Source organism: Micromonospora echinofusca (genome assembly GCF_900091445.1).
GTDB lineage: Bacteria > Actinomycetota > Actinomycetes > Mycobacteriales > Micromonosporaceae > Micromonospora > Micromonospora echinofusca.
On record NZ_LT607733.1, the window covers coordinates 608,777 to 624,778 of the forward strand.

The following is a 16,002-nucleotide window of genomic DNA, read 5'->3' on the forward strand; positions in this document are numbered from 1 at the left end:
GTTTCCTCTTCGTCGCTGTGCTGTGTGGGCCGTGGTGCCGCCGGGGCCTGCCGGCGGCGGAGGCGGGACGGCGACCGGGGCAGAGCCGTCAGGGTCGACGGGCTCTGCCCCGGTGCGCTCGGCGGTGCGTCAGGTCACGGGCGGGGCAGGGCCGCCTCGATCAGCGCGGTCTGCTCGACCTCGTGCATCTTCGCGGAGCCCACGGCCGGGGCGGCCGCCGCCGGGCGGGAGATCCGGCGCAGCCGTACGTCCGCCAGGTGCTCCAGCAGGTTGAGCGCGACGAACGACCAGGCGCCCTGGTTGGCCGGCTCCTCCTGCACCCAGGCGAAGTCCTCGGCGTTCGGGTACGCCGCCAGGGCGGCCCGGATCTCCTCGACCGGCATCGGGTAGAGCTGCTCGATCCGGATGATCGCGGTGTCGGTGACGCCCCGCTCGTTACGGGCCTGGAACAGGTCGTAGTAGACCTTGCCCGAGCAGAGCAGCACCCGCTTCACCTGCTCCGGCGCCGGGGCGCCCGAGTCGGGCAGCACCGGCTGGAAGGTGCCGGTGGTGAAGTCCTCCACCGGGGAGACGCAGAGCTTGTGCCGCAGCAGCGACTTCGGCGTGAACACCACCAGCGGCTTGCGCTTCGGCGACAGCGCCTGGCGGCGCAGCAGGTGGAAGTAGTTCGCCGGGGTGGTCGGGATCGACACCCGCATGTTGTCCTCGGCGCACATCTGGAGGAACCGTTCGGGTCGGCCGGAGGTGTGGTCCGGGCCCTGGCCCTCGTGGCCGTGCGGCAGCAGCAGGGTGACGGCGGAGCGCTGGCCCCACTTCACCTCGCCGGAGGAGATGAACTCGTCGATGACCGACTGGGCGCCGTTGACGAAGTCGCCGAACTGCGCCTCCCAGCACACCAGCGCGTTGATGTTCTCCACCGAGTAGCCGTACTCGAAGCCCATCGCCGCGTACTCGCTGAGCAGGGAGTCGTGCACGAAGAACCGGGACCGCTCGCCGTCGCCGGTCAGCGACTGCAACGGCAGGTGGTCGTTGCCGGTCTGCGCGTCGACCACCGAGGCGTGCCGCTGCACGAAGGTGCCCCGGCGGGAGTCCTGCCCGGCGAGCCGGACGGTGACCCCGTCGTGCAGCAGCGAGCCGAAGGCGATGATCTCGCCGAAGCCCCAGTCGATGTTGCCCTCGACGGACATCTTGGCCCGTCGGTCGAGTAGCTGCTGGATCCGCTTGTGCGGGGTGAAGCCCTCCGGCAGGTTGACGTGCGCCTCGCCGACGGCCTTGACGACGGCGGCGTCGGTGGCGGTCTCCACCTGCGGCTCCGGCTCGTCCTCCCGCTTGGGGCGGCTGAGCTGCCGCGGCGTGGTGGCTGCGTCCCGGGTGGCCTTGAAGACCCGCTCCAGCTGCGACTGGTAGTCGCGCAGCAGCTCCTCCGCGTCCTCCACGGTGATGTCGCCGCGCCCGATCAGCTCCTCGGTGTAGAGCTTGCGGACGGAGCGCTTCGAGTCGATGATCTTGTACATCTGCGGGTTGGACATCGACGGGTCGTCGCCCTCGTTGTGCCCGCGCCGGCGGTAGCAGACCATGTCGATGACGACGTCCTTGTTGAACTCCTGCCGGTACTCGAAGGCCAGCCGGGCGACCCGGACCACGGCCTCGGGGTCGTCGCCGTTGACGTGGAAGATCGGCGCCTGGATCATCCGGGCGACGTCGGTGCTGTAGAGGCTGGAGCGGCTGTACTCCGGGGCGGTGGTGAAGCCGACCTGGTTGTTGACCACCACGTGGACCGTGCCGCCGGTGCGGTAGCCGCGCAGCTGCGAGAGGTTGAGGGTCTCGGCGACCACGCCCTGACCGGCGAAGGCGGCGTCACCGTGCACCGCCAGCGGCAGCACGGTGTAGCCCTCCAGCTTGAGGTCTATCCGGTCCTGCTTGGCCCGGACGATGCCCTCCAGCACCGGGTCGACGGCCTCCAGGTGCGACGGGTTCGCCACCACCGAGACCTTGACCGCGTGGTCGCCGTCGGGCGTGGTGAACTTGCCGTTCTGGCCGAGGTGGTATTTCACGTCGCCGGAACCCTGCGTGGAGCGCGGGTCCAGGTGCCCCTCGAACTCCGAGAAGATCTTCTCGTACGGCTTGCCGACGATGTTGGCCAGCACGTTGAGCCGACCCCGGTGGGCCATGCCGATGACGACCTCGTCCAGCCCGCCCTCGGCGGAGGCCTCCAGCACCTCGCCGAGCAGCGGGATCAGCGACTCGCCGCCCTCCAGCGAGAAGCGCTTCTGCCCGACGTACTTGGTCTGGAGGAAGGTCTCGAACGCCTCGGCGGCGTTGAGCCGGTTGAGTACGTGCTTCTGCTCGTCGGCCGACGGCTTCTCGTACTTGCGCTCGATCCGCTCCTGGATCCAGCGCCGCTCCTCCGGGTCCTGGATGTGCATGTACTCGATGCCGACCCGGCGGCAGTACGAGTCGCGCAGCACGCCGAGGATGTCGCGCAGCTTCATCCGCTGCTTGCCGGCGAAGCCGTTGACGGGGAACTCGCGGTCGAGGTCCCAGAGCGTCAGCCCGTGCTGGAGCACGTCCAGGTCGGGGTGCTTGCGGATCTTGAACTCGAGCGGGTCGGTGTCGGCCATCAGGTGGCCGCGCACGCGGTACGCGTGGATCAGCTCGTGCACCCGGGCGGTCTTGTTGATCTGGCCCTCGTTGTTGACCGCGACGTCGCGCATCCAGCGCACCGGCTCGTAGGGGATGCGCAGCGAGGTGAAGATCTGGTCGTAGAAGTTGTGCTCGCCGAGCAGCAGCTCGTGCATCACCTTCAGAAATTCGCCGGACTGCGCGCCCTGGATGATCCGGTGGTCGTACGTGCTGGTCAGGGTGATGACCTTGCTGACGGCCAGCTCGGCCAGGGTGGCCTCGGACATGCCCTGGTAGGGGGCCGGGTACTCCATCGCGCCGACGCCGATGATGGCGCTCTGCCCCGGCATGAGCCGCGGCATCGAGTGCACGGTGCCGATGCCGCCGGGGTTGGTCAGCGAGATCGTGGTGCCGGAGTGGTCCTCCATGGTCAGCTCGTTGCGGCGGGCGCGCCGGACCACGTCCTCGTACGCCTGCCAGAACTGCCGGAAGTCCATCTGCTCGCAGGCCTTGATGGAGGGGACCACCAGGTTGCGGCTGCCGTCCGGCTTCACCAGGTCGATCGCGATGCCCAGGTTGACGTGCTCCGGCCGGACCATGACCGGCTTGCCGTCGACCTCGGCGAAGGAGTTGTTCATCTCCGGGTGGGCGACGAGGGCGCGGACCATCGCGTAGCCGATGAGGTGGGTGAAACTGACCTTGCCACCACGCCCACGGGTGAGGTGGTTGTTGATCACGATGCGGTTGTCGACCAGCAGCTTCGCCGGGACGGCGCGCACGCTGGTGGCGGTCGGCACGGCCAGCGAGGCGTCCATGTTCTGGACGATCTTCGCCGCCACGCCGCGCAGCGGGGTGGTCTGCGCGCCGGTGGCGGTCGGCTTGGCCGCCGCCGGCTTGGCGGGGGCCGCCTTCGTGGCCGCCGGCTTGGCCGGGGCGGCCTTGGCGGCGGGCTTCTCCGCCTTGGGCTCGGCCTTGGGTTCCGGCTTCGGCTCCGCCGGCTTCTTCTCGGCCGGCTGGGCGACCGTGGTGGCCGCCTCCTGCTGGCCGGCGGGCTCCGGCGCGGCGGCCGGCTTCGGGGCCTGCTCAGCTCCGCGCGGCTTCCCGGCGCCGGGCGCCGGGCGGTAGTCCGCGAAGAAGTCGTGCCAGGCCGAATCGACGCTGGTGGGGTCGGCGAGGTAGCGCTGGTACATCTCCTCGACGATCCACTCGTTCGGACCGAAACCCGCCAGTGGGTTCTCCTGCGAAGTCTGCTGGGTCGACACGGCCGGTAATCGCCTCTTTCACGCGGGTTTGTGTGGCACGCGGTGTCCGGTGTCGCCCTGCCTTCGAGCGCGCACGAGACGGCTCCCAGGCTACGCCGTACGGATGCCACAGGCATTTCCGCCTCCGACGCGTGGCCGGTTTCACAGAAGATGCCAGAAGTTCACCAAACGCTGCGTGTTCCGTCGGCTCCTGATAAGGCACGGCATGTGGGCGGAGCCCGGTGCGACCGGGGCGGGAGTGGTGCCCGGCACCACCCCCGCCCCGTCGTCGCGGCGGACCCGTCAGGAGATGTCGCGCCGCCGGGTGATCAGGACACCGGCGACCCCGCTCACCACCGCGTAACCGATCAGCACGAGCGCGCCGACCCACCACGCGGGGGTGAAGTCCGTCTGGCCCTCGCTGACCATCACGGTCGAGGCGATGGCGGGCCAGATCACCTGCCACTTGACCACGGCCTCGCTGTTCAGCAGGTTCGACAGCAGCATGAACAGCAGCCCCACCACCTGCGTGCCGACGAGGTAGAGCACCGCGGCGGTGATCACCGCGCCGAGCTGGTTGGTGATCAGCGTGCCGATGCCGATGCCCAGGACCGTCCAGATCGCGTACGCCAGCAGGTTGAGCAGCAGCGCCCGCTGCACGGCCCACTCGCCGAGCAGGGTGCCGTGGCCGTTGGCCGACAGGAACACCGCCCCGGCGGCCAGGTCGATCAGCGTGGTCACCAGCCAGAAGCCGATGCCCAGCAGGCTGGCCGCGACCAGCTTGCTGAGGATCACCGACGTGCGCCGCGGCGTGGCCAGGAACGTGGTGGTCGCCGTCTGGTGGAAGAACTCGTTGGTGACCATCAGGATGCCGATCAGCATCACGAACATCAGGCCCAGGTACTGCCCGGAGGTGTAGAGGTTCGCGGCCTGCGCCGCCGCGGATGCCTGGTCGCCGGTGACGCCCAGCTCCTCGGCGTTGCCGTTCAACGTCTCGTTGGCGACCCAGGCGTTGAAGGCGAAGGCCAGCGCGATCGACAGGAACGCGGCGATGGCCAGCCACCACCACGTGCTGGTGGTACGGATCTTGAGAAGCTCGGACCGGACGAGGTTCATCGGATGCCCGCCTTTCCGGCCGTCAGCTCCAGGAAGACCCGTTCCAGGTCGGGCCGCTCCGTGGTCAGTTCGTGCAGTTCGACGCCCGCCGTCAGGGCGACCCGGCCCACGGTCGGGGCGTCCACCCCGCCCACCAGCAGGACGCCGTGCTCGTCGCGGTCGACGGTGGCCGGCCCCTCCTTGAGGGCGGCGATCAGCGCGTCGGCCTGCGGGGTGCGTACCCGCACCCGGATGCCCTGCGCCATCGAGCCGATCACCTGCTCGACCGTGCCCTGCCGGACGAGCTGCCCGGCCGCGATGATCACCACGTCGTCGGCGAGCAGCTGCATCTCCGACAGCAGGTGGCTGGAGACCAGCACCGTACGGCCCTCGTGCGCGAGGTTCTTGAGGAACCCGCGCATCCACCGGATGCCCTCCGGGTCGAGCCCGTTGGCGGGCTCGTCGAGGACCAGCACGCGGGGGTCGCCCAGCATGGCGGCGGCGATGCCGAGCCGCTGCTTCATGCCGAGCGAGTAGCCCTTGAACTTGCGCTTCGCCGCCGGGGTGAGCCCGACCTGCGCCAGCACCTCGTCGGCCCGCTGCTTCGGCAGCCCGGCCGCCGCCGCGATCACCCGCAGGTGGTTGATGCCGGTGCGGCCCTTGTGCGCGCTGGACGCCTCCAGCACGGCACCGACGTGCCGCAGCGGGTCGGTCAGGTCGGCGTACCGACGCCCACCGATGGTGGCCGTCCCGCTGGTCGGCGTGACCAGGTTCAGCAGCATCCGCAGCGTGGTGGTCTTGCCGGCGCCGTTGGGGCCGAGGAAGCCGGTCACCCGCCCCGGTTCGACGGTGAACGACAGGTCGTTGACGGCCCGTACGTTCTTGTACTGCTTCGTCAGGCCGGACACCACGATCTGACCGTCACCGGTGGGGCTTCTCTGCCCGTCAGTCATTGCTCTCCTTCGTGCGGTGGCGTCGGGGTACGCCGTGACACAGCGTGGCGGGCGGGCGCAACCAGGTCAATCAGGCGCGCTTCCTAGATCCACCTCCGCCTCAGGCAGGAGGCCCTCATCCCCAGGGACGATTATCCGGCGTCGTCCGGTACGGCGATCCAGGTTGCCCGGGCCCAGGCCAGGAGGGTGCCGTCGGGGGCGTACAGGCTGGTGTGCACGAGCGCCTTGCGGCCCTCGCCGCCGACCATGACGCCGGTCACCACGCACTCGTCGCCCGGCTCCGGCAGCGTCGCGACCACCGCCGCGATCCGGCCGAGGACGTACGGCCGGCCGGGGGCGATCACCGCCCAGCCGCCGGGGCAGTCCAGCGCGGCCCAGACGGTGGGTGTCGTGACCGCGGGGGGCACCCGAAACGGCGCGGCGGTGCGGCCGTCCGGCAGCCGCCCCGGAAAGATCCGCAGCCCGTCGGGGCGGTCCGGGCCGCAGACGTAGCAGCCCGGGAAGGGGTGCTCCACCAGTCCGGGGTACGCCGCCGAGGCGGCCCGCGCGGCCGGCAGCTGCACCGGCGGCACCACCGCCCGGGGGTCCTCCGTGGGGCGGACCTGGGCGACGAGGAGGCCCTGTGGGTCGTGGACCTCGCCGTCGGCGAGAGTGAGCGGGGTCTCCAGCGGGGGCGGGCGACGCAGCGTGACCTCGACCGGCCCCGGGCCGGCGGCCTCGGCGAAGACCCCGGCGCTCCAGCCGCCGTTGCCCGAGCCGGGCGGCCCGTTGAAACGCGACTCGATGATCATCAGACACCTCCGGCGGCGACGCCCGGCCCCGTCGCCGGTACGCCCCGGCAGCCTCGCACGCCGTCCGTCCGACTCCGGCACGGGCCGTTCACCTCATCGACACCGCTCACCCCGCCGGCCGGCAACCCGGGCCGCCTACACAGGTCCCATGGCCGTTCTGCACGCCGCTGGCGCACCCCTGACGACCAGCGGATACACCCTGCTGATCGCCGACGACCCGAACGAGGTCGCGGCCGCTCAACGCCTGCGTCACGAGGTGTTCGCCACCGAACTCGGCGCGATCCTGCGCCCGGGCGCCGCCGGGCTCGACGTCGACGACTTCGACGCGTACTGCGACCACCTGATCGTCCGGCGGGAGAGCACCGGCGAGGTGGTCGGCACGTACCGGCTGCTCCCGCCGGGGCGCACCGACCGGCGGTACGCGGAGACCGAGTTCGACCTCAGGGCGCTCGACCCGCTCCGCGACGACCTGGTCGAGGCGGGCCGCTCCTGCGTGCACCCCGACCACCGCTCCGGCGCGGTGATCAACCTGATGTGGGCCGGCATCGTCCGCTACCTGCACCTGCGCGGGTCCCGCTGGCTCGGCGGCTGCGCGTCGGTGCCGGTGGCCGACGGGGGCGGGACCGTCGCGCGGGTGTGGGACGAGGTCTCCGCGCGGCACCTGGCCCCGCCGCGACTGCGCGTACGCCCGAAGCGCCCCTGGTTCGCCGAGCCGGGCGCGGCGGGCGGCCCGGCCGCGGACGGCGGCCTGGCGGCGCGGGCCGTGCCGCCGCTGCTGCGCGGCTACCTGCGCCTCGGCGCCTGGGTCGGCGGCGAGCCGGCGTACGACCCGGACTTCGGGGTGGCCGACTTCTACGTGCTGTTCTCCCTGGACCGGATGAACCCCCGCTACCTGCGGCACTTCCTTGGCGGGGCGGAGCGGTGAGTGCGGCCGGACGCCTCTGGCTGCCCGTGTCGGGTTGCGGGCCGGCGTGCCTGCCCGCCGCCGGCGAGGTGCCGGCCGTGCCGCCGGCCCGTCGGCTCGCCCGGCTGCTCGCGGTGCTCGGCATGCTGGCGGCGGGAACGGGGCTGGCGGTGCTGCTGCCGGTGCTGCCGGCCGCCGCCCGGGCGGCGGGCGTGCGCGGCTGGGCCCGGTGGACGCTGCGGGCGTTCGGCGTACGCCTGGTGGCGCGCGGCCGGCCGCCCCGGCGGCGGGCGCTGCTGGTCGCCAACCACGCCTCGTGGCTGGACGTGCTGGCGTTGCTGGCCGTCGCGCCGGCCCGGATGGTGGCCAAGCGGGAGGTCCGGTCCTGGCCGCTGGTGGGGCTGTTCGCCGCGGCGGCCGGCACCGTCCTGGTGGACCGTTCCCGCCCTCGCGACCTGCCCGCGACGGTGGCCCGGGTCAGCGCCGACCTGCGCGCCGGTCGTGCGGTCGCGGTCTTCCCGGAGGGTACGACGTGGTGCGGCACCGCCGACGCGGCCGGTTGCCGGCCCGGGCGGGGGTTCCGTCCGGCGCTGTTCCAGGCGGCCATCGACGCCGGGGCGCCGGTGGTGCCGCTGCGGATCGGCTACCGGTGCGCCGCGACCGGCGTGCCGACCACGGCCGCCGCCTTCGTCGGCGACGACGACCTGCTCCGCTCGGTACGCCGGGTGCTCGCCGCCCGGGGCCTGGAGGTGCGGGTGACGGTCTCCGCCGCCCTGCACCCCGACCCGGGCGCGGACCGGCGGCTGCTCGCCCGGGCGGCCGAGTCGGTCGTGCACCTCGCGGCGGTCACCCCGCCCGCCACCCGCAGGCGGGGGCTCGGCCTGGCCGCCTGACCCTCCTTCCCGGTGCGCCGGTGCGCCGGTGCGCGTGGGATGTGCGCCCTTCCCGGCGCCGGTGCCCGTCGGGTGTGCGGCCGGCGCTGTGTCATCGTGAGGGACGTGCCCAGGACCCATCCGCCGGCCGGCCCGACGCGCGAGGCGGCCCGGCGTCGGCTCCGCTCACTGGCCGGGTGGGAGCTGCTGAACGTCCCCCTCCAGGCATGGCTGTGGTTCCGGGTGGTGGACGTGCCGCTGACGGCGGCGAACATCGCCGGCTTCGGGTCCGTCGCGGCCCTGCTCGTGGTGGGCGCTGCGTACTGGGCACTCAAGCTCCGGCAACTGCGCCTCGGGCGGTCGCGCCTGCCCGGCCTGCGCCACTTCGCCACCGCGCGGGCCGCCCTACCGGTCCTCCTGGTGGCCGTGCTCGCCGCCTGCGCCGTGGCCGCCGTGCGGACCCCCGGCGCGCAGTCGTACCCGGGGCTGGCCTTCGGCATCTTCGCCGTCCTCGAGTACGTCAACTACTTCCACGTCCAGCTCATGCACGACAACCGCGCCGACCTGCGGCGTCTGGCCACGGTGGGGTTCCGGCGTGCGCATCTCGCCCGGGACCTGCGCGCCGCCCGCTGAGCCTTGGTGCCGCGTCCCGACCGGAGCGCCGCCATGGCGGTTGTGGTGTCGCGATGTATCGCGTTAATGTCCTGCCATGGACGAGGGGGAGCTGCCGTGACCGCCGTGTTCAGTCACGGGCGGCTCCGGCTCTACCTGCTCAAGCTCCTCGACGACGGCCCCAGGCACGGCTACGAGCTGATCCGCCTGCTGGAGGACCGCTTCCTCGGCCTCTACGCGCCCAGCGCCGGCACGATCTACCCCCGGTTACAGCGGCTGGAGGCCGGCGGGCTGGTCACCCACACCGCCGTCGGAGGCCGCAAGGTCTACGAGATCACCGAGGCGGGCCGGGCCGAGCTGCGGCAGCGGGCCGGCGAACTGACCGCCCTGGAGTCGGACGTCGCCGCCTCGGTGGAGGAGCTGTCCGCGCTGGCCGGGGAGCTCCGCGACGAGGTACGCGGCTCCGTGCGCGACCTGAATCGGGAGCTGCGCGAGGCCCGGCGCCCCCGCCGTACGCGCTGGGGGTCCCCCGGTCCGGGACCGACGCCCGCCCCCTCGCCCGGCCCCGCACCGGCGCCCCCCGCCGGCCCGTCGTCGGCGCCCGAGCCCACCTCGACGCCGCTGGACGAGTTCGACCAGCGGCTGGCCGCCTTCGCCGCCGAGGCGGCCGCCCTGATGCGGGCCCGCCGGCCGAGCGACGTGCAGCTGCGTACGGCCGCCCGGTTGCTCGACGGCGCGCTGGACGGGCTGCGCCGGCTGCTGCGCTGAGCGGCGACCGCCTCACAGGTTCTTTCCAGCGAGTGCCCAGCGCGGACGCAGCGAGAGCGCGGATGATGGGCGGCATGGCCGCTACCCAGACCGAGGCGCGACTGCTCGTCGTCGAGGACGACCCCAACATCCTCGAACTGCTCTCCGCGAGCCTGCGCTTCGCGGGCTTCGACGTGGCCACCGCGACGAGCGGCAGCGCCGCGCTCAACGCCGCCAAGGACCACCGGCCCGACCTGGTGGTGCTCGACGTGATGCTGCCCGACCTGGACGGCTTCGAGGTCATCCGCATGCTGCGCGAGGGCGGCACCCGTACGCCGGTGGTCTTCCTCACCGCCCGCGACGCCACCGACGACAAGATCCGCGGGCTCACCCTGGGCGGCGACGACTACGTGACCAAGCCGTTCAGCCTGGAGGAGCTGACCGCCCGGATCCGGGCGGTGCTGCGGCGCACCAGCAGCGGGGAGCAGGCGCCCTCCCGGCTCACCTTCGCCGACCTCGAACTGGACGAGGAGACCCACGAGGTGCACCGGGCCGGGCAGCGGGTGCAGCTTTCGCCGACCGAGTTCAAGCTGCTGCGCTACCTGATGCTGAACGCCAACCGGGTGCTGTCGAAGGCGCAGATCCTCGACCACGTCTGGAACTACGACTTCCGGGGCGACGACAACATCGTCGAGTCCTACATCTCGTACCTGCGCCGCAAGGTGGACAACACCCAGCCCCGGCTGATCCACACCCTGCGGGGCGTCGGCTACGTCCTGCGCAAGCCGGCGGCGTGAAACCGCTCGACCAGGGCAAGGCGCGGCTGCGCAGCGTCCCCCTGCGGGTCAAGCTGGTCGCCGCGGTGCTGGCCCTGGTCGCCGCCGCGTTGCTGGTGATCAGCTCGCTGACCGCCTTCTTCCTCCGCAACTACCTGGTCGGCCAGGTGGACGGCCAGATCAAGTCGGCCAGCCAGGGGCTCGGGCAACTGCTGCCCGGGCTGCGCAGCGGTCAACTCGAGGCGATGCTGCCCAGCAGCTACGTCGTGTCGCTCGCCGACGAGAACCAGGTGTACCGGACGGCCTACGACGACATCAGCCTCGACCCCGAGCAACTGCCCGACTTCCCGAGCGACCGGAGCGGATTCGCCGCACTGGAGGGCGCACCCCGAACCGTCATGTCCCACGACGGCCGTACCCGCTGGCGGGTGGTCTACACGGGACAGCAGGACGGCTCGGTGCTCGCCGTGGGTCAGCCACTCACCCAGGTGGACCGCGCCGTGAAGCAGCTGGTCTGGATAGACCTGCTGGTCGGCGGGGCGGTGCTGATCCTGCTCGCCTCCATCGGCGCGGCGATCGTCCGGACCAGTCTGAAGCCGCTGGTGGAGATAGAGCGTACGGCCGCCGCCATCGCCGGTGGGGATCTCACCCGGCGGGTGCCCGACCCCGAGGAGGGGCAACCCTGCCCCACCTCCGAGCTGGGCCGGCTGTCGCGGGCCCTCAACGCGATGCTCACGCAGATCGAGGTCGCCTTCACCGCGCGGGCCGCCTCGGAGACCGCCGCCCGGTCCGCCGAGGCGGTGGCCCGGGACGCGGCCGGCGCGGCGCGGGCCTCCGAGGCACGGGCCCGGCGCTCCGAGGAACGGATGCGGCAGTTCGTCGCGGACGCCTCGCACGAGCTGCGGACCCCGCTGACCACCATCCGGGGCTTCGCCGAGCTCTACCGCCAGGGTGCGGCCAGCGCGCCGGAGCAGACCGCCGACCTGTTGCGGCGCATCGAGCAGGAGGCGGCCCGGATGGGGTTGCTGGTGGAGGACCTGCTGCTGCTGGCCCGGCTGGACCGGGAGCGACCGCTCGCCCTCGCCCCGGTGGAGCTGCCGGTGCTGGCCAGCGAGGCGGTCGAGGCCGCCCGGGTGATGGCGCCGGAGCGCCGGATCGAGCTGGAGGTGGCGCCCGGCTCGGGCCCGCTGGTGGTCTACGGCGACGACGCCAGGCTGCGCCAGGTCATCGGCAACCTGATGACCAACGCCCTGACGCACACCCCGCCGGAGGCTGCGGTGACCCTGCGGCTGCGGGTCGAGCCGGGCAACCTGGCCGTGGTGGAGGTGGCCGACACCGGTCCCGGGCTCACCTCGGAGCAGGCGGAGCGGGTCTTCGAGCGCTTCTACCGGGTGGACGCCGCGCGTACCCGGCGGGCCGGCGGCAACACCGGCACCGGGCTGGGCCTGGCCATCGTCGCGGCGCTGGTGCGCGCCCACCATGGCACGGTCGAGGTGGCCGAGACCCCCGGCGGGGGAGCGACCTTCCGGGTCCGGCTCCCGCTGGTGCCGGACGCCGGGGGTGATGGCGAGTGACTTTCAGCCAACATTCAGGTGGGTTCCAGGCGGATCGCAGTGGTGCGCGTCAAGGTGGACGCATGACCGAGCACGAGTCCGACCCGCAGCGCCGGCCGGCCCACCCCGACGCCGAGCCGTCGCACCCCACCGCCGAGCTGCCGCGCGCCGAGCGCGCGCAGTCCGACTCCGCCCCGACCGTCGGCTTCGCCACCACGTCCGGCGACGCCCCCACGGTCGGCCTAACCACGCATCCCGCCGGCTCGACCGCCCCTGCCGCCGGTGGATCCGTCCCGGTCGGCGGCGACGCACCGCGTACCGGGGAGCCGGGCGCGACCGCCGGCGACGGCGTCCCGTCCGCCGCCGAGCCGGCCCGCGCCCCCGACGCCGCCGGCCCGCCCGCCCGGCCCGCCCCGCCGGGCCCCTTCGCGCCGGCCCCGCAGTACCCGCTGCCAGGCCAGTACCAGCCGGGTCAACCCGCCCACCCGTACGCCGCCGGTCAGCCCGGTCACCCGCACCTCGCGGGTCAGCCCGGCCATCCGCAGGCCGCCGGCCAGCCGGGCGGGCCCTGGTACGGCCAGCAGTCCGGCTGGAGCGGCGGGGGCCAGCCGGGACAGCCGTACGGCCACCAGCCGCACCCCTCCGGCCAGCCGGTGCCGCCCTGGGCGGCCCCGCAGACGGGCCCCCGGCCCGGCCGGATCGCCAAGTTCGCCGGCGCCGGGGTGGCGGTCTTCGCCCTGATGCTCGGCTCGGGCGTCGCCGGTGGGGCGCTCGCGCTGGCCGTCGACGGCGACTCGGGCATCACCCGCACCTACTCCGCCGCGCCGATCATCAACAGCGCCGACCTGCCCCGCATCGCCGCCGCCGTGCAGCCCAGCGTCGTGTCGATCGCGACCGACAACGGCGAGGGCTCCGGCGTGATCCTCACCGCCGACGGCTTCGTGCTCACCAACAACCACGTGGTCGCCTCCGCCACGGACGGCAAGGTCGTGGTGACCTTCGCCGACGGCAAGACCGCCCAGGCCCAGATCCGGGGCACCGACCCGAAGACCGACCTGGCGGTGGTGAAGGCCGACGGCGTCAGCGGCCTGAAGGCCGCCACCTTCGGCGACAGCGATGCGATGCAGGTCGGCGACCAGGTGCTCGCCCTCGGCAGCCCGCTGGGCCTGCAGGGCTCGGTCACCGCCGGCATCCTCAGCGCCCGGGACCGCACCATCCAGGCGGGCAGCGGCCAGCAGCGGCAGGAGCCCAACCAGGGCGCCTCCTCGATCGCCGGCCTGCTCCAGACCGACGCGCCGATCAACCCGGGCAACTCCGGCGGCGCCCTGGTCAACACGCGGGGCGAGGTGATCGGCATCAACACCGCGATCGCCACCGCCGGGCAGGGCAGCAGCGGCAACATCGGCGTCGGCTTCGCGATCCCCAGCAACAAGGCCAAGGACGTGGCCGGCAAGCTCCAGCGCGACGAGAAGGTCAGCCACCCGTCCCTCGGGGTCAGCGTGACCGCCGCCGAGGGCGGGGGCGCCCTGGTCGCGGCGGTCACCCCGGGCAGCGCCGCCGAGAAGGCCGGGTTGCAGCGCGGCGACGTGATCACCCGGTTCGGCGACAAGGCGGTCAACGACTCGGACGACCTGGTCGGCGCCGTGCAGGCCGGCAAGGTCGGCGACCGGGTCGAGGTGACCTACAAGCGCAACGGCACCGAGGCCAGGGCAACCGTGACGCTCGCCGAGACGTCGTAACCGGTAACCGAAGACATTCCTCCTCCCTCCGGCGGCGGGTGGCGGGGCCAAGGGGGTTGGCTCCGTCACCCGCCGCTCACTCTCGACGGCGGTTCACCCGGTGCGGGTGAACCGCCGTCACCCGTCGCGCCGGCACCGTCGCAGAGGCAGGACCGGCGAGGCGTACGGAGGGGTGCGATGACCACGGCAGCGGCCGACCGGACGGACGAGCGGATCCAGCGGGACGTGCTCGACGAGCTGGCCTGGGACGCCCAGGCGCAGCCCAACGAGATCGGGGTGAGCGTCGACGACGGCGTGGTGACCCTGACCGGGCAGGTCGACGCGTACGCGCGCAAGTGGGCGGCGCAACGCTGCGCGCAGCGCGTACGGGGGGTGCGGGCGGTCGCCGACGACGTCGAGGTGCGCCTGCCCGGCGAGCCGGGGCGTACGGACGCCGAGATCGCGATCGCGGCGGGCCGGGCGCTGGAGTGGGACAGCTTCGTCCCGGCGGAGCGGCTGGACGTCACCGTCGCCAACGGCTGGGTGATGCTCCGCGGCGAGGTCGAGTTCGGCTGGCAGCGGCGTACCGCCGAGCGGGAGCTGCGCCGGCTGCGGGGCGTACGCGGGGTGACCAACCTGGTCGAGGTGCGGCCCGTCACCCGTCCCGACACCGGTCGGACCCGGCGCGACCTCCAGCGGGCGCTGGGGCGGGGCATCGGCACGGAGCGGGTGACCGTCGAGCTGGACGGGGACACGGTCGTGCTCACCGGCGTCGTCCGTTCCTGGTGGGAGCGGGACGAGGCGGAGCGGGTGGCCTGGTCGGCCGAGGGGGTGCGGGCGGTGCGGGACCGTCTTCTCGTGGGCGGGTGACCCGCCCACGGCGTCCCGTTTAGTGGTGCCGCCCTCGGGAAACCGTCGCCGATTCCGCCCGCGCGGCCGGGAGACGGTCGCGGCGGGGTGCCGGTGCTTCACAGCAGTGACCGACTGGGAGGTGCCCGTGGCCGTCGACCGTCCGTCGCCCGACCGATCGGCAGCGCGGCCGTTGCGGATCGCGATGGTCGTGCCGCCGTGGCTGTCGGTGCCGCCGCCCGGCTACGGCGGCCTGGAACAGGTGGTGACCGGCCTGGTGGAGACGCTGGTCGACCGGGGTCACGCCGTCACCGTCTTCGGGGCCGGCCAGGAGCACGGGACGGCGGCCGCGTTCGTCTCCACGGTGCCCGAACTCCAGTTCGACCGGCTCGGCGAGGCGCTGCCCGAGCTGGCCCACCTGGCCCGGGTCAACCACCGCGTGCACGCGGGCGACTTCGACGTCGTGCACGACCACACGACGATCGGCCCGCTGATCGCCGGCCACCGGGCCGTGCCGACGGTGGCCACGGTGCACGGCAACCCGGTGGGTGAGTACGGCGACGTGCTCAGCGAGACCGACCGGGGGGTCGGGCTGGTGGCCATCTCGCACGCCCAACGCCGCCTGAACCCGGCGCTGGGCTGGGTCGGTACGGTGCACAACGCGATGGACGTCCGGGGCGTGCCGCACAAGAGCGCACCCGGGCGGGGGCCGGTGCTCTGGCTGGCCCGGTTCAGCCCCGACAAGGGCCCGGACCTCGCCATCCGGGCGTGCCGGGAGGCCGGCCTGCCGCTGGTGCTGGCGGGCAAGTGCAACGAGCCGGCCGAGCGTCGCTACTACGACCAGGTGGTCCGGCCCCTGCTCGGCGAGGACGTGCGGGTGGTGCTCGACGCCGACCGGGCCGAGGCCCTGCGGCTGCTGGTCGAGGCCCGTTGCCTGATCATGCCGATCCAGTGGGACGAACCGTTCGGCATGGTGATGGTGGAGGCGATGGCGACCGGCACGCCGGTGGTGGCGCTGGACCGGGGGGCGGTGCCGGAACTCGTCCGGTCCGGCCGGACGGGCCTGATCTGCGAGCGCGTGGACGAGCTGCCCGGCGCGTTGCGCGCGGCGACGGAGCTCGACCCGGCGGCCTGCGTCGCGCACGTGGCGGAGAGTTTCTCCACGGAGCGGATGGCCACCGGCTACGAGGAGGTGTACCGCCGCTTCATCGCACGGACGGCCCCGGACCGGGCGGCCCGGGAGCCGGTCCGGGCCCCGGCCCGCTGACG

Annotated in this window: 12 protein-coding genes and 2 pseudogenes; 10 read left to right on the forward strand and 4 right to left on the reverse strand. The window is 73.3% G+C overall.

Annotated elements, in window-relative coordinates:
* Positions 1 to 134 precede the first annotated feature (134 nt).
* The 4 genes from GA0070610_RS02905 to GA0070610_RS02920 form a co-directional block, all read right to left on the reverse strand.
* Positions 135 to 3,884: a multifunctional oxoglutarate decarboxylase/oxoglutarate dehydrogenase thiamine pyrophosphate-binding subunit/dihydrolipoyllysine-residue succinyltransferase subunit gene (locus GA0070610_RS02905; protein WP_088998591.1), complete on the reverse strand. Its 3,750-nt coding sequence runs from the start codon at positions 3,882 to 3,884 to the stop codon at positions 135 to 137.
* Positions 3,885 to 4,166: 282 nt separating this feature from the next.
* Positions 4,167 to 4,979, reverse strand: a complete 813-nt coding sequence (locus GA0070610_RS02910; RefSeq protein WP_088998592.1) for an ABC transporter permease — start codon at positions 4,977 to 4,979, stop codon at positions 4,167 to 4,169.
* On the reverse strand, positions 4,976 to 5,911 hold the full coding sequence (locus tag GA0070610_RS02915; RefSeq protein WP_088998593.1) for an ABC transporter ATP-binding protein: 936 nt from the start codon (positions 5,909 to 5,911) through the stop codon (positions 4,976 to 4,978). Before GA0070610_RS02915 ends, GA0070610_RS02910 begins: the two co-directional genes overlap by 4 nt.
* A gap of 131 nt (positions 5,912 to 6,042) precedes the next feature.
* Positions 6,043 to 6,702 (reverse strand): hypothetical protein, encoded by a 660-nt coding sequence (locus tag GA0070610_RS02920; protein ID WP_088998594.1) that lies wholly within the window; start codon positions 6,700 to 6,702, stop codon positions 6,043 to 6,045.
* A 148-nt stretch (positions 6,703 to 6,850) separates the two neighbouring features.
* Here GA0070610_RS02920 and GA0070610_RS02925 point away from each other — a divergent pair, with 148 nt between their 5' ends.
* The 10 genes and pseudogenes from GA0070610_RS02925 to GA0070610_RS02965 all read left to right on the forward strand — a co-directional run bounded on the left by GA0070610_RS02925 (position 6,851) and on the right by GA0070610_RS02965 (position 16,000).
* Positions 6,851 to 7,627, forward strand: a complete 777-nt coding sequence (locus GA0070610_RS02925) for a GNAT family N-acetyltransferase (RefSeq protein WP_088998595.1) — start codon at positions 6,851 to 6,853, stop codon at positions 7,625 to 7,627.
* Complete coding sequence (locus tag GA0070610_RS02930) at positions 7,624 to 8,499, forward strand: lysophospholipid acyltransferase family protein (RefSeq protein WP_088998596.1); 876 nt, start codon at positions 7,624 to 7,626, stop codon at positions 8,497 to 8,499. The genes GA0070610_RS02925 and GA0070610_RS02930 overlap by 4 nt, the downstream gene beginning before the upstream one ends.
* 105 nt (positions 8,500 to 8,604) lie before the next feature.
* Positions 8,605 to 9,111: a hypothetical protein gene (locus GA0070610_RS02935; protein ID WP_197697790.1), complete on the forward strand. Its 507-nt coding sequence runs from the start codon at positions 8,605 to 8,607 to the stop codon at positions 9,109 to 9,111.
* Between the two features lie 96 nt (positions 9,112 to 9,207).
* The gene (locus GA0070610_RS02940) at positions 9,208 to 9,858 is read left to right on the forward strand and encodes a PadR family transcriptional regulator (RefSeq protein WP_088998597.1); all 651 of its coding nucleotides are present in this window, start codon (positions 9,208 to 9,210) and stop codon (positions 9,856 to 9,858) included.
* Between the two features lie 74 nt (positions 9,859 to 9,932).
* Positions 9,933 to 10,634: a response regulator transcription factor gene (locus GA0070610_RS02945; RefSeq protein WP_089003225.1), complete on the forward strand. Its 702-nt coding sequence runs from the start codon at positions 9,933 to 9,935 to the stop codon at positions 10,632 to 10,634.
* Positions 10,631 to 10,793 (forward strand): annotated as a pseudogene (locus GA0070610_RS31875) (two-component sensor histidine kinase); the annotation flags it as partial. The gene GA0070610_RS02945 and the pseudogene GA0070610_RS31875, both read left to right, overlap by 4 nt.
* A 173-nt stretch (positions 10,794 to 10,966) precedes the next feature.
* Positions 10,967 to 12,187: pseudogene (locus GA0070610_RS02950) on the forward strand (HAMP domain-containing sensor histidine kinase); the annotation flags it as partial.
* A gap of 62 nt (positions 12,188 to 12,249) precedes the next feature.
* The gene (locus tag GA0070610_RS02955; protein WP_088998599.1) at positions 12,250 to 13,905 is read left to right on the forward strand and encodes a S1C family serine protease; all 1,656 of its coding nucleotides are present in this window, start codon (positions 12,250 to 12,252) and stop codon (positions 13,903 to 13,905) included.
* Positions 13,906 to 14,082: 177 nt separating this feature from the next.
* Complete coding sequence (locus GA0070610_RS02960) at positions 14,083 to 14,754, forward strand: BON domain-containing protein (RefSeq protein WP_088998600.1); 672 nt, start codon at positions 14,083 to 14,085, stop codon at positions 14,752 to 14,754.
* 184 nt (positions 14,755 to 14,938) lie between these two features.
* Positions 14,939 to 16,000 (forward strand): glycosyltransferase family 4 protein, encoded by a 1,062-nt coding sequence (locus GA0070610_RS02965; protein WP_357660624.1) that lies wholly within the window; start codon positions 14,939 to 14,941, stop codon positions 15,998 to 16,000.
* Positions 16,001 to 16,002: the final 2 nt, after the last annotated feature.